22 protein-coding genes and 1 riboswitch are annotated in these 26021 nt (G+C 66.5%); of the genes, 12 read left to right on the top strand and 10 right to left on the bottom strand.

The window, feature by feature from the left end:
- Positions 1-293 precede the first annotated feature (293 nt).
- Both ACFC4D_RS08305 and ACFC4D_RS08300 read right to left on the bottom strand, forming a co-directional pair.
- Complete coding sequence (locus tag ACFC4D_RS08305; RefSeq protein WP_364646042.1) at positions 294-1511, bottom strand: NADP-dependent isocitrate dehydrogenase; 1218 nt, start codon at positions 1509-1511, stop codon at positions 294-296.
- A 307-nt stretch (positions 1512-1818) separates the two neighbouring features.
- Positions 1819-3312, bottom strand: coding sequence for an MFS transporter (locus tag ACFC4D_RS08300; protein WP_364646039.1), 1494 nt, complete (start codon positions 3310-3312; stop codon positions 1819-1821).
- Between the two features lie 137 nt (positions 3313-3449).
- On the opposite strand from ACFC4D_RS08300, the gene ACFC4D_RS08295 reads away from it, so the two are divergent.
- From ACFC4D_RS08295 to ACFC4D_RS08280, 4 genes are all read left to right on the top strand, one after another.
- Positions 3450-4169, top strand: coding sequence for a helix-turn-helix domain-containing protein (locus tag ACFC4D_RS08295; protein ID WP_364646036.1), 720 nt, complete (start codon positions 3450-3452; stop codon positions 4167-4169).
- 12 nt (positions 4170-4181) lie between these two features.
- Positions 4182-4292: riboswitch (SAM riboswitch) on the top strand.
- A 95-nt stretch (positions 4293-4387) separates the two neighbouring features.
- Entirely contained in the window at positions 4388-5737 is a 1350-nt protein-coding gene (locus ACFC4D_RS08290; RefSeq protein ID WP_364646033.1) for a bifunctional o-acetylhomoserine/o-acetylserine sulfhydrylase, read from the top strand.
- The gene (locus ACFC4D_RS08285) at positions 5734-6888 is read left to right on the top strand and encodes a homoserine O-acetyltransferase (protein ID WP_375963376.1); all 1155 of its coding nucleotides are present in this window, start codon (positions 5734-5736) and stop codon (positions 6886-6888) included. Before ACFC4D_RS08290 ends, ACFC4D_RS08285 begins: the two co-directional genes overlap by 4 nt.
- 189 nt (positions 6889-7077) lie before the next feature.
- Positions 7078-7239: a hypothetical protein gene (locus tag ACFC4D_RS08280; RefSeq protein WP_364646027.1), complete on the top strand. Its 162-nt coding sequence runs from the start codon at positions 7078-7080 to the stop codon at positions 7237-7239.
- Between the two features lie 75 nt (positions 7240-7314).
- Here the strand turns inward: ACFC4D_RS08280 and ACFC4D_RS08275 are convergent, their stop codons facing one another.
- Positions 7315-7560: a DUF3017 domain-containing protein gene (locus ACFC4D_RS08275; RefSeq protein WP_364646513.1), complete on the bottom strand. Its 246-nt coding sequence runs from the start codon at positions 7558-7560 to the stop codon at positions 7315-7317.
- Positions 7561-7707: 147 nt separating this feature from the next.
- Between ACFC4D_RS08275 and ACFC4D_RS08270 the strand changes: the two genes are divergently transcribed.
- Together ACFC4D_RS08270 and ACFC4D_RS08265 are read left to right on the top strand one after the other, a co-directional pair.
- A complete protein-coding gene (locus ACFC4D_RS08270) occupies positions 7708-8172 on the top strand; it encodes a tRNA (cytidine(34)-2'-O)-methyltransferase (RefSeq protein ID WP_376062214.1) in 465 nt (154 codons plus the stop codon).
- A 193-nt stretch (positions 8173-8365) separates the two neighbouring features.
- Positions 8366-8740, top strand: a complete 375-nt coding sequence (locus ACFC4D_RS08265; protein ID WP_376062213.1) for a hypothetical protein — start codon at positions 8366-8368, stop codon at positions 8738-8740.
- A gap of 6 nt (positions 8741-8746) precedes the next feature.
- Here the strand turns inward: ACFC4D_RS08265 and ACFC4D_RS08260 are convergent, their stop codons facing one another.
- The 3 genes from ACFC4D_RS08260 to ACFC4D_RS08250 form a co-directional block, all read right to left on the bottom strand.
- A complete protein-coding gene (locus ACFC4D_RS08260) occupies positions 8747-8977 on the bottom strand; it encodes a DUF167 domain-containing protein (RefSeq protein WP_375963368.1) in 231 nt (76 codons plus the stop codon).
- Between the two features lie 9 nt (positions 8978-8986).
- Complete coding sequence (locus ACFC4D_RS08255) at positions 8987-9379, bottom strand: RidA family protein (protein WP_376062212.1); 393 nt, start codon at positions 9377-9379, stop codon at positions 8987-8989.
- A 78-nt stretch (positions 9380-9457) separates the two neighbouring features.
- Positions 9458-12904 carry an error-prone DNA polymerase gene (locus ACFC4D_RS08250; RefSeq protein WP_376062211.1) on the bottom strand — a complete coding sequence of 1149 codons (3447 nt, stop codon included), beginning with the start codon at positions 12902-12904 and terminating at the stop codon, positions 9458-9460.
- A 193-nt stretch (positions 12905-13097) separates the two neighbouring features.
- Here ACFC4D_RS08250 and ACFC4D_RS08245 point away from each other — a divergent pair, with 193 nt between their 5' ends.
- Complete coding sequence (locus ACFC4D_RS08245; RefSeq protein ID WP_375963360.1) at positions 13098-14069, top strand: SDR family NAD(P)-dependent oxidoreductase; 972 nt, start codon at positions 13098-13100, stop codon at positions 14067-14069.
- A gap of 46 nt (positions 14070-14115) precedes the next feature.
- On the opposite strand, the gene ACFC4D_RS08240 is transcribed toward ACFC4D_RS08245, so the two are convergent.
- Entirely contained in the window at positions 14116-15045 is a 930-nt protein-coding gene (locus tag ACFC4D_RS08240) for a LysR family transcriptional regulator (protein ID WP_376062210.1), read from the bottom strand.
- Positions 15046-15194: 149 nt separating this feature from the next.
- On the opposite strand from ACFC4D_RS08240, the gene ACFC4D_RS08235 reads away from it, so the two are divergent.
- Positions 15195-15566, top strand: a complete 372-nt coding sequence (locus tag ACFC4D_RS08235) for a DUF4267 domain-containing protein (protein WP_375963354.1) — start codon at positions 15195-15197, stop codon at positions 15564-15566.
- On the opposite strand, the gene ACFC4D_RS08230 is transcribed toward ACFC4D_RS08235, so the two are convergent.
- A complete protein-coding gene (locus ACFC4D_RS08230; RefSeq protein WP_376062209.1) occupies positions 15567-16724 on the bottom strand; it encodes an acyl-CoA dehydrogenase family protein in 1158 nt (385 codons plus the stop codon).
- Positions 16725-16898: 174 nt separating this feature from the next.
- Here ACFC4D_RS08230 and ACFC4D_RS08225 point away from each other — a divergent pair, with 174 nt between their 5' ends.
- The 4 genes from ACFC4D_RS08225 (at position 16899) to ACFC4D_RS08210 (ending at position 22377) form a co-directional block, all read left to right on the top strand.
- On the top strand, positions 16899-17882 hold the full coding sequence (locus tag ACFC4D_RS08225; RefSeq protein WP_376062208.1) for an NADPH:quinone oxidoreductase family protein: 984 nt from the start codon (positions 16899-16901) through the stop codon (positions 17880-17882).
- A gap of 54 nt (positions 17883-17936) precedes the next feature.
- The gene (locus ACFC4D_RS08220; protein WP_376062207.1) at positions 17937-19448 is read left to right on the top strand and encodes a class I adenylate-forming enzyme family protein; all 1512 of its coding nucleotides are present in this window, start codon (positions 17937-17939) and stop codon (positions 19446-19448) included.
- A gap of 115 nt (positions 19449-19563) precedes the next feature.
- Complete coding sequence (locus ACFC4D_RS08215; protein ID WP_376062206.1) at positions 19564-20535, top strand: lipase family alpha/beta hydrolase; 972 nt, start codon at positions 19564-19566, stop codon at positions 20533-20535.
- A 51-nt stretch (positions 20536-20586) separates the two neighbouring features.
- The gene (locus ACFC4D_RS08210) at positions 20587-22377 is read left to right on the top strand and encodes an MFS transporter (RefSeq protein ID WP_376062205.1); all 1791 of its coding nucleotides are present in this window, start codon (positions 20587-20589) and stop codon (positions 22375-22377) included.
- 72 nt (positions 22378-22449) lie between these two features.
- Here the strand turns inward: ACFC4D_RS08210 and ACFC4D_RS08205 are convergent, their stop codons facing one another.
- Together ACFC4D_RS08205 and ACFC4D_RS08200 are read right to left on the bottom strand one after the other, a co-directional pair.
- Positions 22450-23814, bottom strand: a complete 1365-nt coding sequence (locus tag ACFC4D_RS08205) for a QsdR family transcriptional regulator (RefSeq protein ID WP_376062204.1) — start codon at positions 23812-23814, stop codon at positions 22450-22452.
- A 60-nt stretch (positions 23815-23874) separates the two neighbouring features.
- Entirely contained in the window at positions 23875-25911 is a 2037-nt protein-coding gene (locus ACFC4D_RS08200; protein WP_376062203.1) for a CocE/NonD family hydrolase, read from the bottom strand.
- Positions 25912-26021: the final 110 nt, after the last annotated feature.

The following is a 26021-nucleotide window of genomic DNA, read 5'->3' as shown; positions in this document are numbered from 1 at the left end:
AGTGGTCGGGAGAAAGTCCCGGAAAACAGTTCGGGCACCCGCGCCGCCGAATGGCGGGACAGGTGCCCGGAATGCGTAGGGGGCGAAGGGATGGGCTCGGCCGGGACGATCGGTCCCGGCCGCCATCGGTTCGCCGCTGCGGCGCTGTTCACGTTGCATCAGCGCGATTCGGACGCATGAGCGCGTCCGGGACGTCGAGACGCCCCTCGGGCCCGGCGGTTTCGGAGGGAAACCAGCTTGCGGCCCTGTGCTCCTGGGGTTTCAGGGGGAACCCCTGAGAGCCCGAGAGTTGATCAACGCAGTGTGCGCGCCAGGTTGGCGTCGAGCACGCCGAGGAATTCCTCGGTGGTGAGGTAACCCTGGTCGCCGCCCACGAGCAGGGCGAGGTCCTTGGTCATCTGGCCGTCTTCGACGGTCTTGATGACCACCTCTTCGAGGGTCTGCGCGAAGCCGATCACCTCGGGGGTGTTGTCCAGCTTGCCGCGATGCGCCAGGCCACGGGTCCACGCGAAGATCGAGGCGATTGGGTTGGTGGAGGTGGGCTTGCCCTGCTGGTACTGGCGGTAGTGCCGGGTGACCGTGCCGTGCGCGGCCTCGGCCTCACAGGTGCGGCCGTCCGGGGTGAGCAGCACCGAGGTCATCAGGCCGAGCGAGCCGAAACCCTGTGCGACGGTGTCGGACTGGACGTCGCCGTCGTAGTTCTTGCAGGCCCAGACGTAGCCGCCCTCCCACTTGAGCGCGGAGGCGACCATGTCATCGATGAGGCGGTGCTCGTAGGTCAGGCCGGCGGCGTCGAATTCCTTCTTGAATTCGGTCTGGTACACCTCTTCGAAGGTGTCCTTGAACATGCCGTCGTAGGCCTTGAGAATGGTGTTCTTCGTGGAGAGGTACACCGGGTAGTTCTGCTGCAGGCCGTAATTCAGCGAGGCACGCGCGAAATCGCGGATGGACTCCTGGAAGTTGTACATGCCCATGATCACGCCGCCGTCTTCCGGCATGCGCACGACCTCGTGCTGGATCGGCTCGGAGCCGTCCTCCGGCGTGAAGGTCAGGGTGACCGTGCCCGCCTGATGCACCTTGAAATCGGTGGCGCGGTACTGATCACCGAAGGCATGACGGCCGATGATGATCGGCTTGGTCCAACCCGGAACCAGACGCGGCACATTCGAGATGATGATCGGCGCGCGGAAAATGGTGCCGCCCAAGATATTGCGGATGGTGCCGTTCGGCGACCGCCACATCTTCTTGAGATCGAATTCCTTCACCCGGGCCTCGTCCGGAGTGATGGTCGCGCACTTGACGCCGACGCCGTGCTTCTTGATGGCGTTCGCCGCGTCGACGGTGACCTGATCATCGGTCTTGTCGCGGTATTCGATGCCGAGGTCGTAGTACTCGAGGTTCACATCGAGGTACGGGTTGATCAGCTTGTCCTTGATGAACTGCCAGATGATCCGGGTCATCTCGTCGCCATCGAGTTCGACGACGGTCCCTTCAACCTTAATCTTGGACATTGGACTTCGTGTCCTCCTAGGAAGGTGGTGCTCCCATTGCACGGCCAGGTGAGCACGCTTGTGAGCGGGAACCCCGGCTGTTCAACAAACAACGTATATGCCCGGCGTTTTCCTCGGGACCTCTGGTACCAGGTCCGCGCGGTGCGCGCCAAACAAGACGAGCGTACTGCTGGTGCCGACCTCACCGCGCGGGCAGCCCCCGCTGTGCGGGACCCCATCCGAGTTACTCACAGGTAGCAATGGCGTGATCCAGGGCACGAAACACCCCCGCCGCGCATAGCTCGACGGGGGTGCGAATTCGTGCGGATCAGACTCCGACGTGCACGTGCTCGGAACCTTCGAGCAGATTCTCCGGCTTATCCCGAATCATGAACGCGATGATCGGAATGGTCAGCAGGAAGAAGCCCGCGCCCGCGTAGAACGCGATGTCGTAACCGTGGATCGAGGCGCGCGCCACCACATTGTCGATGGTCGGGTGATTGCGGGCATACCGTTCGGTCGCCTGCACCGACAGCGTCATCAACAGCGCGGTGCCGATGGAACCACCGACCTGCTGCGCCGCGTTCAGCAGCGCCGAGGCCACACCGGAATCCTTGTCGTCGACCTGATGCAGCGCGGTGGTCTGCATGGCCACGAACAATCCGCCCATACCGAGCGCGATCAACAGGATCGCGGGCAGCACATGCGTGGCATAGCTGTCGCCGAGCTCGAGCTGCGCGAGGTACAGCAGCCCGGCGGTCCCGAACAGCGCACCGACCAGCATCACCGGCCGCGGCCCGAGCTTCGGCAGCACCGCGCTGGCGATACCGGCCGAGATGACGATGCCGAGCGGGAAGGGCAGGAACGCCGCACCCGCCTTGAGCGCGGAGTACCCGAGGGTGATCTGCAGGTAGAAGCTCAGGTTCAGGAACATGGCGAACATGGCGATCGGGGTGATGAGCGCGACCAGGAACGACCCGCCGCGATTGATCTCACCCGGAATACGAAGCGGCAGCAGCGGATTCGCGGTACGACGCTCGATGGCGACGAATGCGATCAGCAGCGCCACACCCACGCCCAGCAGCGACAGGGTGCTGGCCGCGCCCCAGCCGTCATCGGCCGCGCGGCTGAAACCGTAGACCACCGAGACCAGGCCGAGCGTCGCGGTGATCGCGCCGGGCAGGTCGTACCCGCCGGTGCGCGGGGCCGGGACGTCCTTGATGACGAACGCGATGGCGCCGGCGAACGCCAGCAGCGCGATGGGGGTGTTCACCAGCAGGCACCAGCGCCAGCTGGCGTATTCGGTGAGCGCACCGCCGACGATCAGGCCGATGGCCGCGCCACCCGCCGACACGCCCGCGAACACGCCGAACGCGCGCGCACGCTCCTTGGCTTCGGTGAAGGTCACCGACACCAGCGACAGCGCCGCCGGGGCCAGCAGCGCGCCGAACGCGCCCTGCAAACCGCGTCCCGCGAACAGCTCCGCGGTGTTCTGCGCCAGACCGGCCAGCGCGGAGGCCGCGGCGAAGCCGATCAGGCCGATCAGGAAGATGCGGCGGCGGCCGAGGTAATCCGCGAGCCGGCCGCCGAGCAGCAGCAGGCCGCCGAAGATCAGGGTGTACGCGGTGAGCACCCACTGCCGGTTGCCATCGCTGATGCCCAGGTCCTGCTGGGCGAAGGGCAGGGAGATGGTGACGATGGTCGCGTCCAGCACCACCATCAGCTGGGCCATGGCGATCACGCCCAGCGCCAGCCAGCGCTTGGAAGCGCCTGCCTGACTTGATGTTTCGTTGGGCGCGTCGATCGCGGTCCCAGTGGTCATGCCGTCTCCTCGGGAGTGGTTCGAACAGCTCGCTCCATCGTGGCACCGGGCGACATTTGGCGTCAAGAGAAAAGTGTCGCAATCAGACAGTTGACCGTTAACGTCACAATCACGCCGGACGGCTATACAATGAGGGCATGGCCGAGTCGTCGACGATCGCTGATTCCCCGCAGCAGCAGCACACCCTGGAGCGGCATCGCCCGGGCCTGCGCGAGCGCAAGAAGCAGCAGACCCGGACGCGGATCATCGATGTGGCACTGCGGCTCTGCGATACGCAGGGGTTCGACGCGACCACCGTGGAACAGATCGCCGATGAGGCCGATGTCTCACCGCGCACCATCAACCGCTACTTCGACAGCAAAGAGGCGATCGTCATCGCCCCGGTCGAGGACATGGGCAAGGCCCTGGCCGAGCAACTGCGCGCGCAGCCGATCACCGGCAATGAACTGCAAGCCCTGCTCAACGCCTTCCGGGCCACCGTCGAGCAGGTCATCGAGGGCGATAATCCCGCGCCCTTCCGCTGGTTCCAGCAGATGCAGCGCATCTCACTGAGCAATGCCACCGTCCGCGCCGAGAGCCTGGCCGCCGCCGACACCAAAACCCTGTCCATGACCACGGTGCTGGCCGAACGCCTGCGCCTGGACCCCAATTCCATGCCGGTGCGGCTCATTTCGACCACCTGGCACGGCATCGTGCGCGTGGGCATGGAATGCGAATTCGACGCGGACTCGAATTTCCCGGACTGCTCCACCCCCGCGTCGGCCCGCGACCTCATCACCAATGTGATGGCCGCCTACAACGAGTTCATTCGCAGCTGCGCCCTCCCCGTCGCCGAGGCTATTGCGCCGCCCCGTTAGAATCTGCGCCAAGGTCAAGAGCATCAGCGCCAAGCCCCGGCTCGCTGATCGGCAACCCTCCAGCAGCGGCGGGGTGCTCCGGGTGAAGACCAGGCGCTCGAAGGCCGAGCGCAAGCGCACTGTAGGAGGACCCGAGATGTGTTGTTGTCGAAGCCAATTCGCCTTCCGATAACGTCCGCCTCCGCCGATTCCGGCGACCTTTCCACCTGGAGCACGACATGAGTGACTCGACCGCGCCCTCCGCCTCCCCCGCGAACGGCGATACGGATCCCAGCAACTGGTCCTTCGAGACCAGGCAGGTCCATTCCGGCCAAGCCCCCGACGCCGCCACCGGCGCGCGCGCCCTGCCGATCTACCAGACCACCTCGTACGCGTTCCGCGATACCGATCACGCCGCCGCGCTGTTCGGGCTCGCCGAACCGGGCAATATCTACACCCGCATCATGAACCCCACCCAGGACGTGGTTGAGCAGCGCATCGCGGCGCTGGAGGGCGGTGTGGCGGCCCTGCTGCTGGCCTCCGGACAGGCCGCGGAGACCTACGCGATCCTGAACCTCGCGCAGGCGGGCGATCACATCGTGTCCAGCCCGCACCTGTACGGCGGCACCTACAACCTCTTCCACTACTCGCTGCCCAAGCTCGGCATCGAGGTCAGCTTCGTGGACGATCCGGATGATCTGGCGCAGTGGGAAGCGGCCGTGCGGCCCAATACCAAGGCGTTCTACGGCGAGACCGTCGCGAACCCGAGCAGCTCGATCCTGGATATCCCGGGCATCGCGGGCGTCGCGCACGCCGCCGGTGTACCGCTGATCGTGGACAACACGGTCGCGACGCCGTACCTGATCCAGCCGCTCGCACACGGCGCGGACATCGTGGTGCATTCGGCGACCAAGTACCTGGGCGGGCACGGTTCTGCCGTCGCGGGCGTGATCGTGGACGGCGGCACCTTCGACTGGACCGTCACCGACGCCGACGGCAACCCGCGTTTCCCGGGCTTCACCACCGCCGATCCCAGCTACCACGGTGTGGTCTTCGCGGATCTGGGCGCACCGGCGTACGCGCTCAAGGCGCGCGTGCAGCTGCTGCGCGATCTGGGTGCGGCCGTGGCGCCGTTCAACGCGTTCCTGATCGCACAGGGCATCGAGACGCTGAGCCTGCGGGTGGAGCGGCACGTGTCCAACGCGCAGGCGGTCGCGGAGTTCCTGACGCAGCAGCCGGGCGTCGAGAAGGTGTACTACGCGGGGCTTTCCGACTCCCCCTGGTTCGAGCGTGGCAAACAACTGGCACCCAAGGGCGTCGGCGCGATCGTGTCGTTCGAGCTGGCCGGCGGAATCGATGCGGGCAAGAAGTTCGTGGACGCTCTGGTGCTGCACAGCCATGTCGCTAACATCGGGGATGTGCGTTCGCTCGTGATCCACCCCGCCTCAACCACCCACTCCCAGCTGACGCCCGAGGAGCAGCTCGCTTCCGGCGTCACCCCAGGTCTGGTGCGGTTGGCCGTGGGCATCGAGGGAATCGACGACATTCTGGCGGATCTGCGCAACGGACTGACGGCGGCCGCGAGTTGACCGCCGATACGGATTCGAAGACCACCGTCCCGACCGCGGCGGCGCTACTACCGCCGCCGGACGGGACGCTCGCCAGCTTCTCCATCGGGGATGTCGCGCTGGAGACCGGGGCCGTCATTCCCGATGTGACGCTGGCCGTGCAACGCTGGGGCGAACTATCCCCGACCGCCGATAACGTGGTGCTCGTCGAGCACGCGCTCACCGGTGACTCGCATGTGGTCGGCCCGGCGGATGTGCATCACGACTCCGCCGGTTGGTGGGACGGGACCATCGGTCCCGGTAAGGCCGTCGACACCCGGGAATGGTGTGTCATCGCCATCAACGTGCTCGGCGGCTGTAAGGGCAGCACCGGCCCGTCCTCGCTGGCTCCGGATGGAAAGGCTTGGGGCGGAAGGTTTCCCGAGTACACCATTCGCGATCAGGTGACCGCGGAGGCGCAGTTCTTCGATCTGCTCGGCATCGACCGATTGGCCGCCGTGGTCGGCGGGTCCATGGGCGGTATGCGGGTGCTGGAGTGGATGATCGGCTATCCGGAACGGGTCGGGGCGGCGCTGGTGCTCGCGGCCAGCGCCCGCGCCACCGCGGATCAGCTGGGGCAGCAGACCACGCAGATCGCCATCATCAAGTCCGATCCGGACTGGCAGGGCGGTAACTACTACGGCACCGGGCGCGCCCCGATGACCGGTATGGGTCTGGCCCGGCGCATGGCGCATCTGACCTACCGCGCCGAGGCCGAACTCGACCACCGTTTCGAGAACCATGCCCAGGGTGATGAAAACCCTTGGGAGGGTGGGCGTTACGCGGTGCAGAGTTATCTGGAGTACCAGTCGGACAAGCTCATCTCGCGCTTCGATCCGGCGACCTACGTCTATCTCACCGAGGCATTGAACCGGTACGACGTGGGTCGCGGGCGCGGTGGCGTCGAGGCGGCGTTGCAGAGTACGCCGGTGCCGGTCGTGGTCGGCGGCGTGGATTCGGATCGGCTGTACCCGCTGCGCAATCAGCAGGAGCTGGCGGATCTGCTGCCGGGCTGTAAGGGCCTGGAGATCGTGCATTCGCGCGATGGGCACGACGGCTTCCTGACCGAGACCGAGGCGGTCAGCAAGCTCATGGCGGAGACCATGGAGCTGGCGCGCGCGGCGCGCGGCTGACGGTGTGACGCACGGGGCTGACGGGTCTTTACGGAATTCCCGCGGTGCAATGACCGCGGGTTCTCCCATGAGTCATACCTGTTTCGTCTGAATTATCTTGACGCACTGTCGGTTTCGCACCGATGACACCTCGGTAACCGACACGCCGATTTCGTGACTGAATCGGTGCGTCGTCGTAAGGTATGCAACATGACAGCAGCCTTCGATGACATGGATCTGCGCGATCTGGTCGCGTTGCTCTCCGACGAGGAACAGCACGAGTTACGTCCCGCCGTGCTGCGCGTATTACACCGTTTACCGGACCAGGAAATCCTGCGCCGCGAACTCGGCCGCCGCCTCACCCCCGCCTGACGCTCCTACGACGTTCCCCCGTACACCGCAATTCCCCGGAGCGTTCGCCGCTGCCGGGGAATCTTTCGTCGCGGCCTAGGTGACCCCGAGACTGTTGATGGTCGCCGCCAGCACGATGATCACACTCCCCATCACCGTCAACCACGCCACATCGAACGGCTTACTCCGCACCGCCAACACCCCCACCCGCTCGGTAGGCAGCATCAACCGAAACCCCGCCGCCAGCAACGCCGCCCCCCCGAAGAAGAACGTCCCCCTACGCCACCGATCCCACGCCAGAAACACCACCGCCACCACCAGCACCGCCCCGATCACCACCATCGGCAGATGATCACGCACGGCCTGACCGAATCGGCTGCTGGGACCTGAGGGAGCGGCATGGGCTGGACTCACGCGTCAGAGCTTAACCAGCCCGCGCCGAACGGGCTGCGAACAGTGCGGTTGTCGGGCTCTGGGATGCTGGTGGGCGTGTTTCATTTGGTGTTCTTCGAGCCTCGTATCCCGCCCAATACCGGCAATGCCATTCGGCTGGCCGCGGGGACGGGGTGCGAACTGCACCTGATCGAACCCCTCGGCTTCGACCTATCGGAGCCCAAGCTACGCCGGGCGGGGTTGGACTATCACGACCTCGCCTCGGTGACCGTGCATCAAAACCTCACCGCCGCATGGGATTCCATCAAACCCGAACGCGTCTTCGCCTTCACGGCGGCCGCCACCACCCGCAATACCGATATCGCCTACCGCGACGGCGATGTACTCCTCTTCGGCCCCGAACCCACCGGTCTCCCGGAAGAAGTGCTCACCGACCCCAAGGTCACCGAGCAACTCCGCATCCCGATGCTCCCCGGCCGCCGCTCCATGAACCTCTCCAACGCCGCCGCCGTCGCGGTCTACGAAGCCTGGCGCCAACAGGGTTTCCCGGGCGCGGTGTAGTGCCATACCGCCGGGACACGCGACAATGGGGATGAAACCGTCCTAGCTGCGAAAAGCCCCGAAGCTACGGACGTGCCTGATTACCCTGACAACGTGGCATTTCCGTATACGCAGCAATCGGACTTCCCGGATCGTCGCGACCCCGGCGAGCATCAGGTGTTCACCGGACGTCACCACCGGAAAATCCAGCTTCATGACCCCGGATTTCCTGGTTCATCGCTGTCTCGATGGCCCGTACCAAGATATTCGCGCCACAGATGCGATCGTGGTCGGCGAGATCCTCTCCCCCTCGAACACACAGTTCGATAGGGAGACGGTGCGCGGTCGCTACGCCGATGCCGGAATTCCCTGGTACTGGGAAGTCACGCTGGCCTCAGAGACCAGCGCCATCGCCATGGTGCGTATCTTCGGTCTCGCGACCGACTCCGGGCCATTGCCCAATGGCGTGCAGCCGCTCCGGGCGGACAACTACGTGATCGCGGGAGAGTGGACCCCCGCCGACACCGAAGGCATCGCATTCGACTTCCCGTTCCCCATTCGCATCACGTGGGACGAGCTCGAATTCTGAGGCCGGTCAGTCGGCTATTTCGAAGCGTTTGAAGCGGGAAGTTGTTCCGGCGGTGAGGGTTACGGCGGATTTGGGGACGCCGTAGTGGGTGGCCAGGAGGGCTATGGCGGCTTTGTTTGCTTTGCCCTCGACGGCGGGGGGTCGGACGTAGAGCTGGAGGGTGCCGTCGTCGAGGGTTTCCACGAGGGGTCCCTTTTTGCTGTTGGGTTTGATTGTCGCCCGGACCACCGTGGGCATGAGCGCTCCTTACTGGACGGCTATGGCGTCGACCTCGAAGAGCATGCCGGGAAGGGCGAGGGCGGCTACGCCGGTGAGGGTTTGGGCGGGTGGGCGGTCGCCCCAGAGGTCGGCGATCTTTTTGCCCAGGATGGCCAGTTTATCCAGGTTGTGGTCGACGATGTGGGTGCGGAGTTGGGCTACGTCGGCGTAGTCGAGACCTACGGTGCGCAGGGCTTTGCCGAGGTTCTCGAAGGCGCGATCCACCTGGGTGGTGAAATCCTCGGAGGTGGTGTGGCCGTGTTCGTCGGAATCGTATTGGCCCGCGATGAACACCAGTTCGCCGCTGACGCGGGCGATATGGCTGTAGCCGAAACCGGTCGGATCATGCAGGTCGGCGGGGTTGATGAGTTCGATGGTCACGGTCGTCTCCTCGGGTCGGTGCTATGCGGCAACACGGGTAAGACGAGGTGATCATCCCGGGTGTGACAGCGTTCGCCGTCAGCGGAAGTCGCGGGAGCGGCCTTCGATGCGGAGGTTCATGCGCTGGAGGTGATCCGCCACGACGGTGACCGCGCCCTCGGCGTTCTGGACGCGGCCGCGGATCAGCAGGGCGGGGGCGGATTGGGCCAGGCGGCGGTAGCGGGCCCATAGGCCGACCGAGCAGACGACGTTGACCATGCCGGTCTCGTCTTCCAGGTTGATGAAGGTGACGCCCGCCGCGGTGGCGGGGCGTTGGCGGTGGGTGACCGCACCGCCGACCAGAACCCTTGTGCCGTCGCGGATTCCGAGCAGTTGATCGGCCGGGACGACCCCGAGCGCATCGAGCTGGGAGCGCAGGAATTCGGTCGGATAGCTGCCCGGGGAGACACCGGTGGCCCAGACGTCGGCAGCGGCCAGCTCCAGGGCGCTCATACCGGGCAGGGCGGGCGCGTCGACGGCCGCGCCCATACCCGGGAGGCGGTCGGGTCGTTCTCCCGCCGCGGCCCCCGCCGCCCAGAGCGCCTCACGCCGGGTGCCACCGAGACTGTCCAGCGCGCCCGCCGTCGCCAGCGATTCCGCCTGCGGCACAGTCAATTCCACCCGCCCGGTGAGATCCAGGAAGGACGCGTAGGGACCGGTCTCGCGGGCCGCCACGATCTGTTCCGCCAATTCCGTGCCGATACCGCGCACCGACGCCAGCCCGAGCCGGATCCGCATACCCCGTTCCTCCAGGGTCGCCTCGGCCAGACTGTGGTTGATATCCGGTCCGTGCACCACCACCCCGTGCCGCCGCGCATCGGCCACCAGCGATTGCGGTGAGTAGAAACCCATCGGCTGGGCGCGCAGCAGCCCCGCGCAGAACGCCGCCGGATGATGCAGTTTGAACCAGGAGGAGTAGAAGACCAGCGAGGCGAAACTCTGCGAATGACTTTCCGGGAAGCCGAAATTCGCGAAGGCGTACACCTTCTCGTAGATCCGGTCGGCTTTCTCCCCGGTAATGCCGTGCAACTCGCGCATACCGGTGTAGAAGCGTTCACGCAGGCGCTCCATCTTCTCCGGTGAGCGTTTGGAGCCCATGGCACGGCGCAGCTGATCGGCCTCGGCGGCGGTGAATCCGGCGATGTCCACGGCCATCTGCATGAGCTGTTCCTGGAACAGCGGGATGCCGAGCGTGCGTTCGAGCGAATTCTCCAGTGCCGGATGGTCATAGACGACCGCTTCGCGGCCGTTGCGGCGGCGGATGTACGGGTGCACCGAACCGCCCTGAATGGGCCCGGGCCGGATCAGCGCCACCTCCACCACCAGGTCGTAGAAGTTGCGCGGTTTCAAGCGCGGCAGCGTCGCCATCTGCGCACGGGATTCCACCTGGAAGACACCGACCGAATCGGCGCGGCACAGCATGTCGTACACCGCGGCCTCGGTCAGATCCAGGCGATGCAGTTCCACGCTCTCGCCCTTGTGCTCGCGCACCAGGTCGATCATGTAGTGCAGCGCCGAGAGCATGCCGAGCCCGAGCAGATCGAATTTCACCAAACCCGCTGCGGCGCAATCGTCTTTATCCCACTGCAGCACGCTGCGCCCGGGCATGCGCGCCCATTCGGTCGGGCAGACATCGGCGATGGGACGATCGCAGATCACCATGCCGCCCGAGTGAATGCCCAAATGTCTTGGCAGACCCTCCAATTCACCGGCCAGCCCGAGCACGTCCGGCGGTATGTCGGTGTGCTCCTCCTTGGCGACGCCGGTCCATCGGCTCACCTGTTTACTCCAGGCGTCCTGCTGTCCGGGCGCGAAACCCAGTGCGCGCGCGGCATCGCGCACGGCGGAGCGGCCGCGATAGGTGATCACATTGGCGACCTGCGCCGCGTACTCGCGCCCGTATTTGGCGTAGACGTGCTGGATCGCCTCCTCGCGCCGATCCGATTCGATATCGACGTCGATATCGGGCGGCCCGTCCCGCTCCGGGGCCAGGAAGCGTTCGAACAGCAGCTTATTGGCGACCGGATCCACATTGGTGATGCCGATGGCGTAGCAGACGGCGGAATTCGCGGCCGATCCCCGCCCCTGACAGAGGATGTCATTGGTGTGGCAGAAGTCGACGATATCGTGCACCACCAGGAAGTAGCCCGGAAACTTCAGCCGCGCAATCACTTCCAGCTCATGGTCGAGCTGCTGATACGCCTTCGGATTGCTCGCGCGCGGCCCGTAGCGGCGGCCCGCGCCCCGCATGGTGAGCTCGCGCAGCCAGGAGTCCTCATCGTGCCCCTCGGGTACGTCGAACGGCGGCAGCTGCGGTGCGATCAAACGCAGATCGAAGGCGCATTCCCGGGCCAGCGCAACGGCATTGGCGACCGCGCGCGGATGGTCGGCGAACAAACGCGCCATCTCCGCCCCGGAGCGCAGGTGCGCGCCGCCGGTGGGCGGCAGCCAGCCCGCCATCTCGTCCAGCGAGGAGCGGGCGCGAATGGCGGCCAGCGCCATGGCCCGGCGGCGCTGCGGCGGTGCGGCGAAATGCGCTCCGGTGGTTGCCAATACGGGCAGTCCGAGCCGATCCGCGAGCGCGATGAGCCGGGCATTGCGCTCATCGTCCTCCGGAATCCCGTGGTGGGTGAGCTCCACGCTCACATGTTCGGCCCCGAATCGCTCGATCAGCTCGCGCAGCGCGCCCTCGGCGGCGGCATCGCTCTGCGTGAGCGCCTGTCGCACAGTCCCTTTGCGGCAGCCGGTGAGCACATGCCAGTGCCCGCCCGCCGCCTCGGTGAGCCGGTCCAGGTCGTACCGCAGAATGCCCTTCTCCCCCGCCGCCATATGCGCCGCCGCCATCTCCCGCGACAAGCGCCGATACCCCTCCTGCCCGCGCGCCAGGATCAGCAGATGCGGTCCGACCGGATCGGGCGCACCGGTGCGCGGCGCGGAATCGGCCCATACGGATTCCCCTGCGCCTCCGCCACTTTCGCGGCTGCGGCCCGCACGCCCCGGACCACGCTTGACCGATGCGCCATCGCCACTCACAACTTCGGGATTGACGGCAGCGCCCCGCGCACGCCGCCCACGCGGAGCGAGATGCGCCCCGGCGCGGGCGGCGGTGCCGAGCGAGAGTTCCGCGCCGAAGACGGTGGGCATACCCCATTCGCGGGCCGCTTCGGCGAAGCGCACCACGCCGTAGAAACCGTCGTGATCGGTGAGGGCGAGCGCTTCCAGGCCGAGCCGTACCGCCTCCTCCACGAGTTCCTCGGGCGGGCAGGCGCCATCGAGGAAGCTGTAGGCGGAGTGGGTGTGCAGTTCGGCGTACGGGACGGTGGGTCCGGCGGTGCGGGCCAGGGTTCCGGCTTCGTATTTCTCGCGTTTGCGGGACCAGGCCGGGCTGTCGCCGCCGTCGCCTTCGACGCGGCGGGCCGGATCGGGGCGGCCGGAGAGCACGCGCTCCAGTTCCGCCCAGGTAGGCGGACCGTTATGCCAGCCCACGGCCCCTCCTCACTACCTTGATCACCAGCGTTGATCGAACATACATTCGATCCATTCAGGCAGTATAGGAGACCCGACCGAACGGTCTATATAGCGCCCGCTCCGGCGTGTCCGAGACACCCGCCACCTTCTTCTGGCACCGGAACTTACTTAGGAGTAAGTTCTAGGCAATTCGATCTGCAAGGGAGCAGTGATGACCGATACCTCGGGTTACCTGGCCCGTCGGCGCGCCCGCCGCGACCTGACCGGCAAGCACATTGTCATTACCGGCGCGTCCTCCGGAATCGGCCGCTCGGCGGCCCTGGCCGTCGCCGAAAAGGGCGCGGTCGTCCTGCTGCTGGCCCGGCGCGGCGATGAACTCGCCACCCTGGTCGACGAGATCAAGGCGAACGGCGGTGAGGCACACGGCTATCAGTGCGATGTCACCGACGCCGATTCGGTGGATGCGGCGATCACGCTCATCCTGGCCCAGCACGGTCACGTCGACATGCTGGTCAACAATGCGGGCCGGTCCATCCGGCGCGCCGTGCACCGGTCCACCGATCGCATGCACGATTTCGAACGGACCATGGCGGTCAACTACTTCGGCGCGGTGCGCATGACCCTGGCGCTGCTGCCGCAGATGCGTGAGCGCAAGTTCGGGCACATCGTGAATATCTCCAGCGCGGGCGTGCAGGTGGCGACACCGCGCTTCGCCGCCTACCTCGCCAGCAAGGCGGCGCTGGACAAGTTCGCGGAGGTGACCGCGGCCGAAATGCTCGCCGACAACATCACTTTCACCACCATCCACATGCCGCTGGTGCGCACCCCGATGATCACCCCGAGCGGCGATCAGGGCACCCCCACCCAGTCACCCGAGTGGGCGGCGGCGACCATTGTGCGCGCGCTCAGCGAACGGCCGCGGCGCATCGACGTCCCGCTGGGAACACTCGCCGAATACGGCAATCTGGTCGCGCCCGCGATCAAGGAGCGGGCCCTGCACCGCTACTACCGCGCCATCCCGGATTCCCCTGCGGCCAAAGGCGAAACGGTCGTCGAACCGGAGACCACCGAGGTGGAGATCGTGGTGCCGCAACGTCGCCGTCGCACGGTGCCGCCCGCCATCCGGGTCACCGGAACGGCCCTGCGCCGAGCCGCGCGATTGGTGCCCGGCACGCACTGGTGAGCGGTGGCCCTTCGCGGCGCCGACGGCCGCGATATCCGCGGGAATATCAGCAGGCGGTGACCATTTCCGTCCCCCGCGGTCGGCGGCAATCGCCCCGACTGGTGGCCAGCGCCGCCTCGTTGAACGCCCGGATGCGGGCGTTCTCCCGGGATTCACGCCAGACCAGACGGCCCTGCAGGGGTGGCGCGTCATCGATGGGCAGGTAGGTGACGCGGGGGTAGGCACGGTAGCAGGAACCCTCGTCGCCAAGCACGAACGCCCCCGCGCCACCGCCGACCAGGCTGATCGCCTCCTGAAATGTGCTGGCGGACATGACATGCCGGATCGGCCTGCCATCGGGGGTGCGGGTCGGCGTCCGATCGGCGGCGACCTCGGACGGCGTCGAATCGGGTACGCCGATCAACGGGATATCGGCCAGATCGTTCAGCGAAACCGAATCACGCGCGGCCAGCGGATGCGTGCGCGGCAGTGCGAGCAGCCGGGGCAGGGTCCGCAGTACCGGCCCGGCGACGAGCCCCGGCTCCACCATGGGATGACAGGCCAGCACCATCTCGACCAGATCGTCGTGCAGTGCCGCCGCTCCCCCGTAGAGCGGCAATTCCCGAATCCGAACCTCCACACCCGGATTCGCGGCGGTGAGCCGGTCCGCGGCCTCCATCAGGAAGACGCCCGCGCCCGCACTGCCGAAGCCGACCTCGACCACACCGGGCATCCCCCGGCCCGCCGTGGTCGCGCGTTCGATGGCCCGCTGGACCAGATCGTGCCCCGGGCGCAGATCGTCCAGTAGCTGTTTCCCGACCGGGGTCAGCGCCACCCGGCGACTGGTGCGCTCGAAAAGCGGTGCGCCGAACCGCCGTTCCAGCGCCTGAATCGTCTGACTGACCCGGCCGGTCGAAACCCGCAGCCGCTGTGCGGTTCTGCCGAAGTGCAGCTCATCGGCCAACGCCAGAAAGGCTTCTATCTCGTACCGTTCCATCGCAGTGACTACGCCGTGGGCACGGGTTTTGTTCCGGCCGATCGTTCAGCGTGGCTAATGGATGATTGATCAACCCGCCATTGTTCCGGGAACCCGCTTTCCGAATCCTTGGAGGCGCGGTCGCACGACCGCGGAACCGGGAGAAAACAGTGACAGTCCTCGCCTACGGGTTGGCCATCGTGCTCGATCTGACGATCATCTTCATCGGGGTGCGGTTCCTGCTCATCCCCGAGACTGCGGCGACGGCCTTCGGCGTTCCGGCGCGCGCCGACGGGGACGCGGGCCCCTATCTGACCGTCAAGGGTCTGCGCGATATCACCTCGGGCGTCATCGGTTTGGCGATCCTCGCCTTCGCGGGCGCTTCGGCCGAGGCCTGGTTCATGCTGGCCGTCGCGCTGACCCCGTTCGGCGACTGCGCCATCGTGCTGCGCAACGGCGGCACCAAGGCCGCCGCCTTCGGCATCCATTTCGCCACCGCGGTCGTCGTACTCATCAGCGCCGCACTGCTTTTCGCCCTCTGATCAGAGTCTCATCTCCTTGGCGATGATCATTTTCATGACTTCGCTTGTGCCGCCGTAGATTCGGTTGACCCGGTTATCGGCGTAGAGGCGGGTGATCGGATATTCGTTGATGAAGCCGTAGCCGCCGTGCAATTGCAGGCAGCGGTCGATCACCCGGGACGCGACCTCGGAGCAGAACAGCTTCGCCGATGCGGCGTCGGCGGCAGTCAGCTCACCGGCATCATGGGCGTCCAGCGCGCGATCCACCACCGCTTCCGCGGCGTCGACCTCGGCCCGGCAGGCCGCGAGCTCGAATTTGGTGTTCTGGAATCCGGCCACCGGAGTACCGAAAACGGTTCGCTCCCTGACGTATTCGGTGGTGAAGCGGATCGCGGCCTTGGCCTGGGCGTATGCGCCCACCGCGATCGAAAGGCGCTCCTGCGGCAGGTTCTGGCCCAGATAGGAGAAGCCCATATCCTGCTCGCCGAGCAGATCGCCGACGGGCACCCGCACCTCGGTGAAGCTCAACTCGGCGGTGTCGGAGGTCTTGAGCCCCAGCTTGTCCAGCTTGCGATTCACGCGATAGCCGTCGGACGCGGCGTCCACGGCGAGCAGGGAGATCCCGAAGCGCCGGTCATCGGGCCGGGCCGCGGCGGTGCGGGCGCATACGATCACCCGGTCGGCGTGCACGCCGCCGGTGATGAAGGTCTTGGACCCGTTCAGCACATAGTGCGTGCCGTCCTCGGAAAGCTTTGCGGTGGTGCGCATTCCGGCGAGGTCGGAACCGATATCGGGTTCGGTCATGGCGATGGCGAACATGAGTTCACCGGTGACGAAACCCGGGAACCAGCGCGCCTTCTGCTCCGGGGTGGCCAGTTTCTTCAGATAGGGCAGGCACAGCCCGGTATGCACGCCGGAGCCGCCGAAGGAGACCCCGGCCCGGTGCGCCTCCTCCATCAGGATGGCCTGGAATTTGAACGACTCCACGCCCGCGCCACCGTATTCCTCGGGCACCTCGATGCCCCAGACACCGAATTCGCCGAGCTTGTAATAGAACTCGCGCGGCGCGATACCCGCCTCGAACCACTGTTCGTGCACCGGAACCACTTCGGACTCGATGAAGGCGCGGACGGTCTTGCGGAAGGTCTCGTGGTCGGCGTCGTACACGGTTCTGCGCATGGGTTCTCCGAATCTCCTAAGCTTTACCTGATAGTAAACATAGATCACGGCGATGCGCCAGATATCGCACAGAAATGCCATCCCTATCAGCAGATACCCGTTGACAGCGCTTCCAGGCGTATGGAACGTTACAGTCGATATGTTCCAAAAGGCTCACACTCGACGGAGACAGCTATGAAGGCCTGGCAGATAACACAATTGGGCGAGCCCGCGACGGCGCTGAGCTGGACCGAACTCGACGATCCGACCCCCGGGCCCGGTCAACTGCTGGTCCGGGTGCGCGCGGCGGCGGCCAACTTCCCGGATGTGCTGATGTGCCGCGGTGAGTATCAGGTCCGCCCGGAGTTGCCGTTCACACCCGGCGTCGAACTCTGCGGTGAGGTGATCGCCGCCGGTTCCAGCACCGGCGAGTTCCGGATCGGCGATCGGATCATCGGGGTGACAGCCATGCCGCACGGCGCGTTCGCCGAACTCGCCGTCGTCAACGCGACCGAGGCGTTCCTGGCCCCCGCGGTCCTCGAGGACGCGCAGGCCGCCGCGTTCCATATCGCCTATCAGACGGGCTGGTTCGGCCTGCACCACCGCGCGGCGCTACAGCGCGGTGAGACGCTGCTGGTGCACGCGGCGGCGGGCGGGGTCGGCAGTGCGGCGGTGCAATTGGGCAAAGCCGCGGGCGCTCAGGTCATCGCGGTGGTGGGCGGCGCGGACAAGGCCGAGATCGCGGGCTCCCAGGGGGCCGACATCGTGGTGGATCGCACGACCGAGGATTTCGTCGCCGCCGTGCGCGCGGCCACCGACGGACAGGGCGCGGATGTCATCTACGACCCGGTCGGCGGTGACACCTATGCGCGCTCCACCAAATGCGTCGCCTTCGACGGCCGCATCGTGGTGGTCGGGTTCGCAGGCGGCAAGGTGCAGGCGCCCGCGCTCAATCACGCACTGGTGAAGAACTATTCGATTCTCGGACTGCACTGGGGGCTGTACCGCGAGCAGCGTCACCGCGCGGTGGTCGAGGCGCATGACGCGCTCACCGAATTGGCGAACAAGGGCCTGATCGCCCCGGTGATCGACAGTCTGATCGCACTGGCCGATCTGCCCGCCGGACTCACCCGGCTCGGCGGCGGCTCGACCGTCGGCCGGGTCATCGTCCAGCCGTGAGCCCCGCCCGCCACCACCCGGCACGGCCGTCCACATCCCGAGGAGTACCCCGTCATGGCCAATATCGTCGACCGGATCTGGCAGTACGCCACCGACGAGCCGGAGCGCATCGCACTGCGGACACCATCCGATGACCTCAGCTACGGCGAACTGATAAGCCGGGCAGCGCGTTTCGGCGGCATACTGCGCGGTTCCGGTCTCCGCGCCGGTGATCGAATGGTCCTGATCGCACCGACCCGGCCGGAATTCGTGATCGCCTATCTCGGCGCGCAGCTCGCCGGGGTCATCGTCGTCACCATGAACACCATGGCCACCGCACCCGAAATCGACTGGGTGCTGGCCGATTCGGAGGCGACGCTGATCGCGGCCTGGCATTCCGGCACGGCGGCCTCCGCCGCGGCCGCCGCGTCCACCGCTCGCCGCGTCCGATATATGGCGCTCACACCCGATATCGGCATGATTTCGGAATACGCTCTGCCGGAACCGATCTCGCGCGAGCCGGACGATACGGCGGTCCTGCTCTACACCTCGGGAACCACGGGTAAACCCAAGGGCGTCGAGTTGACCATCGCCAATCTCAGCCATACCGCCCGGGTCTACACCGAACAGCTCGGATTGCGGCCCGATGACCGGCTCGGCACCGGCCTGCCGCTGTTCCACGTGTTCGGGCAGGCGGTAGCGCTGCTGACCGCGCTGAATATCGGCTGTCCGTTCTCACTGCTGGAGAAGTTCACCCCGGACGCCATGCTCGAACTCATTCGCGATCACCGGCTGACCGTGGTGGCCGGGGTGCCGACCATGTGGAACGCCATGCTGCACGCCGAGGGCGATTTCGGCGCGGCTGATCTGCGCGGTCTGCGACTGGCGGCGTCCGGTGGCGCGGCGCTGCCGCGGGAGGTGGTGGAGGCGTTCGCGGCGCGGTTCGGGTGCACCATCCTGGAGGGCTATGGATTGACCGAATCCACCGGCGCGGCAACGTATCAGGCCCCGGGGCGCACACATCCGCCGGGTTCGGCGGGGCAGGCGCTGCCCGGCACCGATATCGAGATTCGCGATACGCACGGCGTGCCGGTGCGCATCGGGACGGTCGGCGAAATCCACCTGCGCGGTCCGAGCGTCATGAAGGGGTACTGGCGGCGGGCGGACGCGACCGCCGCCGAACTGTCCGGTGGCTGGCTGCGCACCGGCGATCTGGGCTATCTCGATTTCGACGGCTACCTGTTCATCATCGATCGCCTCAAGGAGTTGATCATTCGCGGCGGCTACAACGTCTACCCGCGCGAAGTCGAGGAGGTGCTGTACCGGCATCCCGGTATCGCCGCGGTGGCGGTCATCGGCATACCGGACGCGCATCACGGGGAGGAGGTCGCCGCGGCCGTGGTGCCGATGCCCGGCCACGACCTGAACGCGGAGCAGATCCGCGCGTGGGCGAAGGAACGGCTGTCCGCGTACAAGGTGCCGCACCGCTTCGCGTTCGTGGCCGCGCTGCCGATCGGGCCGACCGGCAAGGTGCTCAAGCGCGCGGTCGATTGGGATGCGCTCACCATCGAGTCGACTGGAACATAGTTACAACTGAGTTCCATCTAAGGTCAAAGTTATCTGCGATTTCTCCAAACAGGCATTACCAACAGGTAAAGCCTGCTACGAATGGAACAGGCTCAACGACGTTCCAGGAGATCCCATGCCGACCGCCACATCGACCCGCCGCAACCGCACCCGCCGCCTACTGACCGCCTTCGCATTCGCCTGTGCCGCAGCGCTTTCCACCACGAACACGGCCGTGGCCGCACCGGCCTATCCGGTGCCCTACGGCCTCGGCGAAGGTCTGACCCACTATTTCGACCCGGCGTCCCCGCCCGGCGCCAATGACTGGTCCTGCCGCCCCACCCCGGAACACCCCGAACCCGTCATCCTGCTGCACGGCCTCACCGCTACGCAGGCCGCGGACTGGGCATCGCTCGCCCCGCTGCTGGCCAATAACGGCTACTGCGTGTTCGCGCTCAACTACGGCATGGAATCCCGGCTGCCCGCACCGCTGAACACGGTGCCGGGCCTCGGGGACATGATCGATTCGGCCACCAACCAACTCGCGCCGTTCGTCGATCGAGTGCTCGCCGCGACCGGCGCCGAACGCGTCGATTTCGTCGGGCATTCCGAGGGCACCGTGATGCCGCGCTGGTACATCAAATTCCTCGGCGGCGCCGACAAGGTGGCCAAATCGGTGAACCTGACCCCCATCAACAACGGCACCCACGCCAACGGTGGCGCGCTGCTGGGCGCACTGCTGTCCCGCGTCGGATTATGGGACCGCGCACAGCAATTCGCGATCGACACCGGCTCCGGGGCCGCGGTGCAGCTGACCGCCGGATCGAACTTCCTGGCGGCGCTGAATTCCGGCGTGGCCTACCAACCCGATATCCGATACACGTTCATCATGACCCGCTACGACGAGCTGGTCGTGCCCTACACCAGCGGACTGGGCCCCATCGCGGCCAATGTCACCAACATCGTGGTGCAGGACCAATGCCCGCTCTCGATCTTCGAACACAATGGCGCGTCCTCCGATCCCGTTGCCCTGCAACACGTTCTGAACGCGCTGGATCCCGAGCACGCCCAGCCGGTCAACTGCTTCGGCCGGCCCCGCAACGGGTGAATTCCCGTTCTCCGGAAACTCTTCTCCACCAATGGATCACGGAAGTACAGCATGACTCGTACGCATATCGCGGCCGACCCGGCTCCCATCCCCGCCGCGACGGGCATCCGGGGCCGCCAATTGGACCGATTCCCCGGCACTTTCGCCCGCACCCGCTATCTCGCCATCACCATCGCCGCCACCGTGGTGCTCTACTACCAGCTCTACGCCCAGGGCACCGTCGCCACGAAAATCATTGCCGACCTGCATATGTCGCTGATCTACTTCATCGTCATCCAGATCGCGGGCGGCGCGATCGGCGCGATCGGCTCACTGGCGGCCGGACTCGCGGATCGGTGGGGCCGGGCCAATCTCGTGGTCTACGGATTGGCGCTGGTATCGCTGCTGATGCTGTTCGCCGCACCGAACGTGCACGGCGAAACCTCGTATCTGATCGTGTTCGTACTGATCAGCGGCGTGGAAGGGGTGATACTCGTCGCCACACCGGCGCTGATCAGGGATTTCTCCCCGCAATTGGGGCGCGCCTCGGCGATGGGGTTCTGGACCCTCGGCCCGGTGCTCGGCAGTCTGCTGGCCACCGCCATCTCGAGCAATACCCTGGACGACCATCCGCGCTGGCAGTTCCAATTCCAGGTCGCGGGCATCGTCGGCTGGATCGTCTTCGCCGTCGCGTTCGTCGGGCTGCGCGAACTCGCACCGGCGCTGCGCGATCAGCTGATGGTCAGCATCCACGATCGCGCCCTGCTGGAGGCCCGCGCCCGCGGCATCGATCCGGAACAGGCATTGCGCGGACACTGGCGGCAGCTGCTGCATGTTCGAATCGTGTTGCCCGCCTTGGCGATCAGCAGCTATCTGCTGTTCTACTACCTGTCCGTCGGCTTCTTCGTGCTGTTCTATGTGACCACCTACGGCTATACCGAGGCGCGGGCCAACGCGCTGGCCAATTGGTATTGGATCGCGAACGCGCTGACCCTGGTGATCTTCGGGCTGCTGTCCGATCTGTTCCGGGTGCGCAAGCCGTTCATGCTGGCCGGGGGTCTGGTCAGCGCGATCGGCGTCGCCTGGTTCGCCATCGCGACCCGGGCGGGCGATACCAGCTACTACTACTTCGCGATGATCATTCTCGTCATCGCGATCGGTTCGGGCATGACCTTCGCGGCCTGGATGGCGGCCTTCACCGAAACGGTCGAGGCGCGCAATCCCGCCGCGACGGCGACCGGCTTGGCCATCTGGGGCGCGAGCGTGCGGGTCGCGGTCGCGGCGGGGTTCACCGCGCTGATCTTCCTGATCCCGGCGGCGAACACCCTGGTCGAAGCGGGACCGCGGGTGCACGAACTCGCCACCCGATACGCGGCGGAGCTGACCACCCTGCAACGACTCAGCCCGGCGGTCAAAGCCGAATTGTCCACGCGGCCGGACGATCCCGCGGTGCAGGCGGAGGCGCTCGGACAACTGGCGAACTTGCCCGCGGCCGATGTCGGCAGAGTGTTCTCGCTACAGCGGCAACAGAATCCGGCGGCACTGTCCGGACCGGACCGGGAATTCCTGGCCGCTACCGGCAACCGGGTGGCGGCGGCCGCCACCGCATTGCGGGCGGCGAGCGCGGTGCCCAAGGACGATCTGGCCTATCTCACCGTGCACGCCGCCGAAGTGCGCGACGCGGCACATGATTCACCCGATCAGTGGGCACGGCTGTGGTGGCTGTGCTTCGCGGCCCAACTGCTGTTCCTGCCGTCCATCTGGTTGCTGACCGGCCATTGGAGCCCGGCGGCGGGACGCGCGGACGCCGAACGGCACCGCGCGGCCGTCCGGGCCGAACTGCTGGCGGCCGAAACCGCCTAGGCCACAGTCGAACCGCGCCGGTGCGGCCGCCGCATCGGGAACGGCCCGAGCACGACCGCCCCGCGCGTGGTGTCACACCGTGGGGCCGGGGCCTTTCTCTTGGGAAGGCCCCGAGTCGTCTATGCCGAGCAGGGTGCGCTGCACCTGCTGGAGATGTTCGACGTCTCCGCGGATATCACCGGCCGTATCGTCGTAGAGGAAAGCCTCGCCGACCCGGGCCAGGGCGTAGGCCAGGGCGGCGGAATCCACGGGCGGGCGGTAACCGTCGTGTTCGCGGGCGCGATCGATGAGGGCGCTGATCACCGCGACGCTGCCGGTGTGGACCGGCCCGTCGGCGCGGGTGATCAGGCGCAGGGCATCGGCCTCATTGGTGAGGAAGCGGCGTAATGCCGGATCGGCGGCCACCGCTCGGGTGGCCCGGTCCAGCACCTCCGAGACGCGCAGTGCGCCGCGGCTGTCGCGGTGACCGTCGATCCCGATGACGAGCTGTTCGAACTGCCGGGCGAAGGCGGCTCCCAGCAAACCCTCCCGGGAGCCGAACCAGCGGTACAGGGTGGTCCGGCCGATACCGAGTTCGGTTGCGACAGCGCCCGCTTCGAAACGCTCCGCGGTCCGGAAGATGCGCACGGTCGCGTCCAGCACATCCTCGGCGCTGGCTCCGGGCTGGCGGCCGGACGGTCGCCCGGCGGGCGCGGGACGCCGGATCTCCAGTGCCGGATAGGGTTCCGCGGATTCCTCGGCATCGCGCGACGACGGACCGTTCGCGGGCGGGGCGGTGCGGTCGAGGGCGCGCGCGGCATCGGGATCGAGTCCGCGCAGGGCGGCGACGATCATCGAGACCGTCAATTCGGCGGCGGCGGTGAAATCGAGCTGCCGCTCGACGGCCTGGGTCACCCCGCGCACGGCGATATCGGTGACGATCGCGGCGCAGAATTCCGCGCTGGCCGTCCAAGCGCGGTCGTCACGCTCGTGTTCGACCCGGATCAGATCGGCGATCCGCACCGCGATCGGGCGCAGCACCTCATTGGAGATCTGCCGGGCATGCGGCCGGTTCAGCGATCCGAACAGCAGCCGGAAGCCCTGATCGTGCCGCGCCGCGTACTCGAACAGCGCGTGGGTGGTGACATCGGTGTGCCGCTGAATGCCCAAACCTGCTGCGCGCCGGTAGCTTTCGAGCATCCAGTCGCGCAGCCGCTCGGCCTCGCGGCGCACGCACGCCTCGAACAGCTGTTCCTTACCGCCGAAATGCGAATACAGCGTCGGCTTGGAGGTTTCCGCGGCCGCCGACAGTTCTTCCATTGTGGCCCTGTCGAACCCGGACCTGCCGAAGACCGCGATGACCCCGTCCAGCAGGGTGTCATCGGTCGGGCGCACCGCGGTCGAGCGCCGGCGTTTCCCGGCGCTGTCGAGGTCCGGCTCACTGTTCGAGACGGTCATACCGCCCTACGTTACCGGCACCGCTTCCACCTGCGGATTGTCGCGGCGCCGGCACAGGCGTCACCACCCCGGACGGCCACCGAGCGGAACAATGACCCAGCTGGGCGCGGACGGATCGATATCGATGTGCTGCGGCAGCAATTGACTCTCGTTGAGCAGTGGACGCAGCGGGAGACCACGCGGGAAATTGAAGGCGAAGATGTCCACGCGCAGGCGGTGGCCCGGTTGCAGGACGGCATCGGTCGCGGTCAGTCCCAGATCGAGCTGAGTGGACTGGCCCGGGACGAGCGGTTCGCGCGTGTCCAGGGTCAGATAGGGATACGGGTCGGTGTAGTCACCGTTGGCCGAGCGGGACGACCTGGTGTCATCCACTTTTCGCAGCGAGGCGGTGAGCTGGCCGGAGGTCAGCACCTTCGAGCTGCCGTCCGGGCCGACATCGTTGAGCGTCGCGGACCAGTAGCCGTCGGTGGCGTCCAGGACCGTGTTCAGGTGCACGCTCACCGGACCGGAGACGATGGTCGGCTCCGCCACCGGCGGACTGGTGAAGGTCAGCCCGTTGAGCTCCATCGGGCGCGCGTCCTTGGCGCAGATATCGAGGATGGCGGTGATACCGGCGGTGCTCTGCGCGGAATCGCGGGAGCACAGGCTCATCAGGCCCGGCCCGACGGTAAGCCGCTGGGCCGCACCGGGTTCGGTGGTGAGGCTGCCGTCGTGCAGGCTGGCGTTGGTGGTGCCGCTGGGCGCGCCCGACAGGTACAGGCGGCGGTAATCGGCTTCGGGGCGCGGGAATTCGCCCGCGGTGGTCCAGGAACCGCCCTGCTGGAACAGCGTCACCGGGCCGTAGCCGTCGATGCCGTTGTCAATGCCCTTGAGCCACTTGTCGAACCAGGTGCGCTGCAGCACGTCCAGGCGCGGCGGTGCGCCCGGCGCACCGAAACCGCTGCCCGGATTCGCATGGTAGGTATCGCCCATGACGAGCTGTTTCTGCCCGGGCGGCAAGGGAATCGCGTTGTAGATGCGCGGTTCGGAATAGGTGAAGATGTCGTGCCAGCCGCCGTAGATCATGGTCGGCACCCGCACCTGATCCGGATGCCCCAGCCAGCCCTGGCGCAGTGAGCTGTTCGTCTCCAGCAGGCTCTTGAGATTGTCCGGGATCTCCGGGACGCTCTGCACCGTCAATGCCTGAATGATGTAGTCGAAGAACGTCATCGGGCTCTGCGAACGATCCGCCAGCCACTTCCAATCGAAGTTGCCGCTGAACAGCGCGGTCAGATCCGGCATGAGTTTGAGGAAGTTGACGCCGAGCAACCACGGCGGAATGAAACCGAAGCCGAGCGCACCGCCGGTGGCCAGCACATCGCGCACCAGATCACTGCCCGGTTCGACCGGGAAAATGGCCTTCAGCGCGTCGGGATGGTGTTCGGCGGCATGCACCTGATTGATGGCGGAGTACGAGATACCGCTCATCCCGACCTTGCCGTCCGACCAGGATTGCCTACTCGCCCAATCGATCACCTCGACGCTGTCGAGCTGTTCGCGCTCCTGGAAGACCTGCCAGACGCCCTCGGAGAAACCGGTGCCGCGCACATCGGCGACGACCTGGGTGTATCCGCTCTGCACCAGTTTGCGATCGGCGGCGAACAGCCGCGCCCCGCCACCGGGGAGGACCTTGGTGAGTTCGGTGAGCCCGCCCAGGCCCGCACTCGAAAGATCGAACCCGGCAAGGAAATTGGTGAGGATATCCGGCAGCACCGGAATCGACAGCGCCGAATCCACAATGTTGGACACGAGTTTCGTGTACGGGGTGAGATTCACGATGGTGGGCAGCGGGGTGTCCACGATTCGGCCCTGCGCGTCCATCGGCCGATAGACATTGGCCTTCAACACTGTTCCGTCACTCATGGTGATCGGCACATCCCAGTCGATGTGCACATTCGGATACAGCGGCGCGTCCTGCGCGGCGGTCCACGCGACGCCGAGCTCCCCGCCATCGGGCGCGGTGGCGGCGACCGGTGTGGCGAGCGCGCCGACGGTGACCGCCGCGGTGAGTAGCGCGAGGACACCGATGGCACGTCCCCCGAGCTTTCTGAGTTTCATTCATCCCCGCGAACTCTGAGAAACATTTACGTACCCAACGGGTGGTGACTGTAACCAGCGACACGCTCGGGCGCAATGATGCCGCTCGCCACATTTCCCGATGCCGTATC

It is taken from the genome of Nocardia sp. NPDC056000, assembly GCF_042269265.1.
Lineage (GTDB): Bacteria > Actinomycetota > Actinomycetes > Mycobacteriales > Mycobacteriaceae > Nocardia.
Note: the sequence above shows the minus strand (reverse complement) of the source record. Positions and strands in the feature narration are given on the sequence as shown.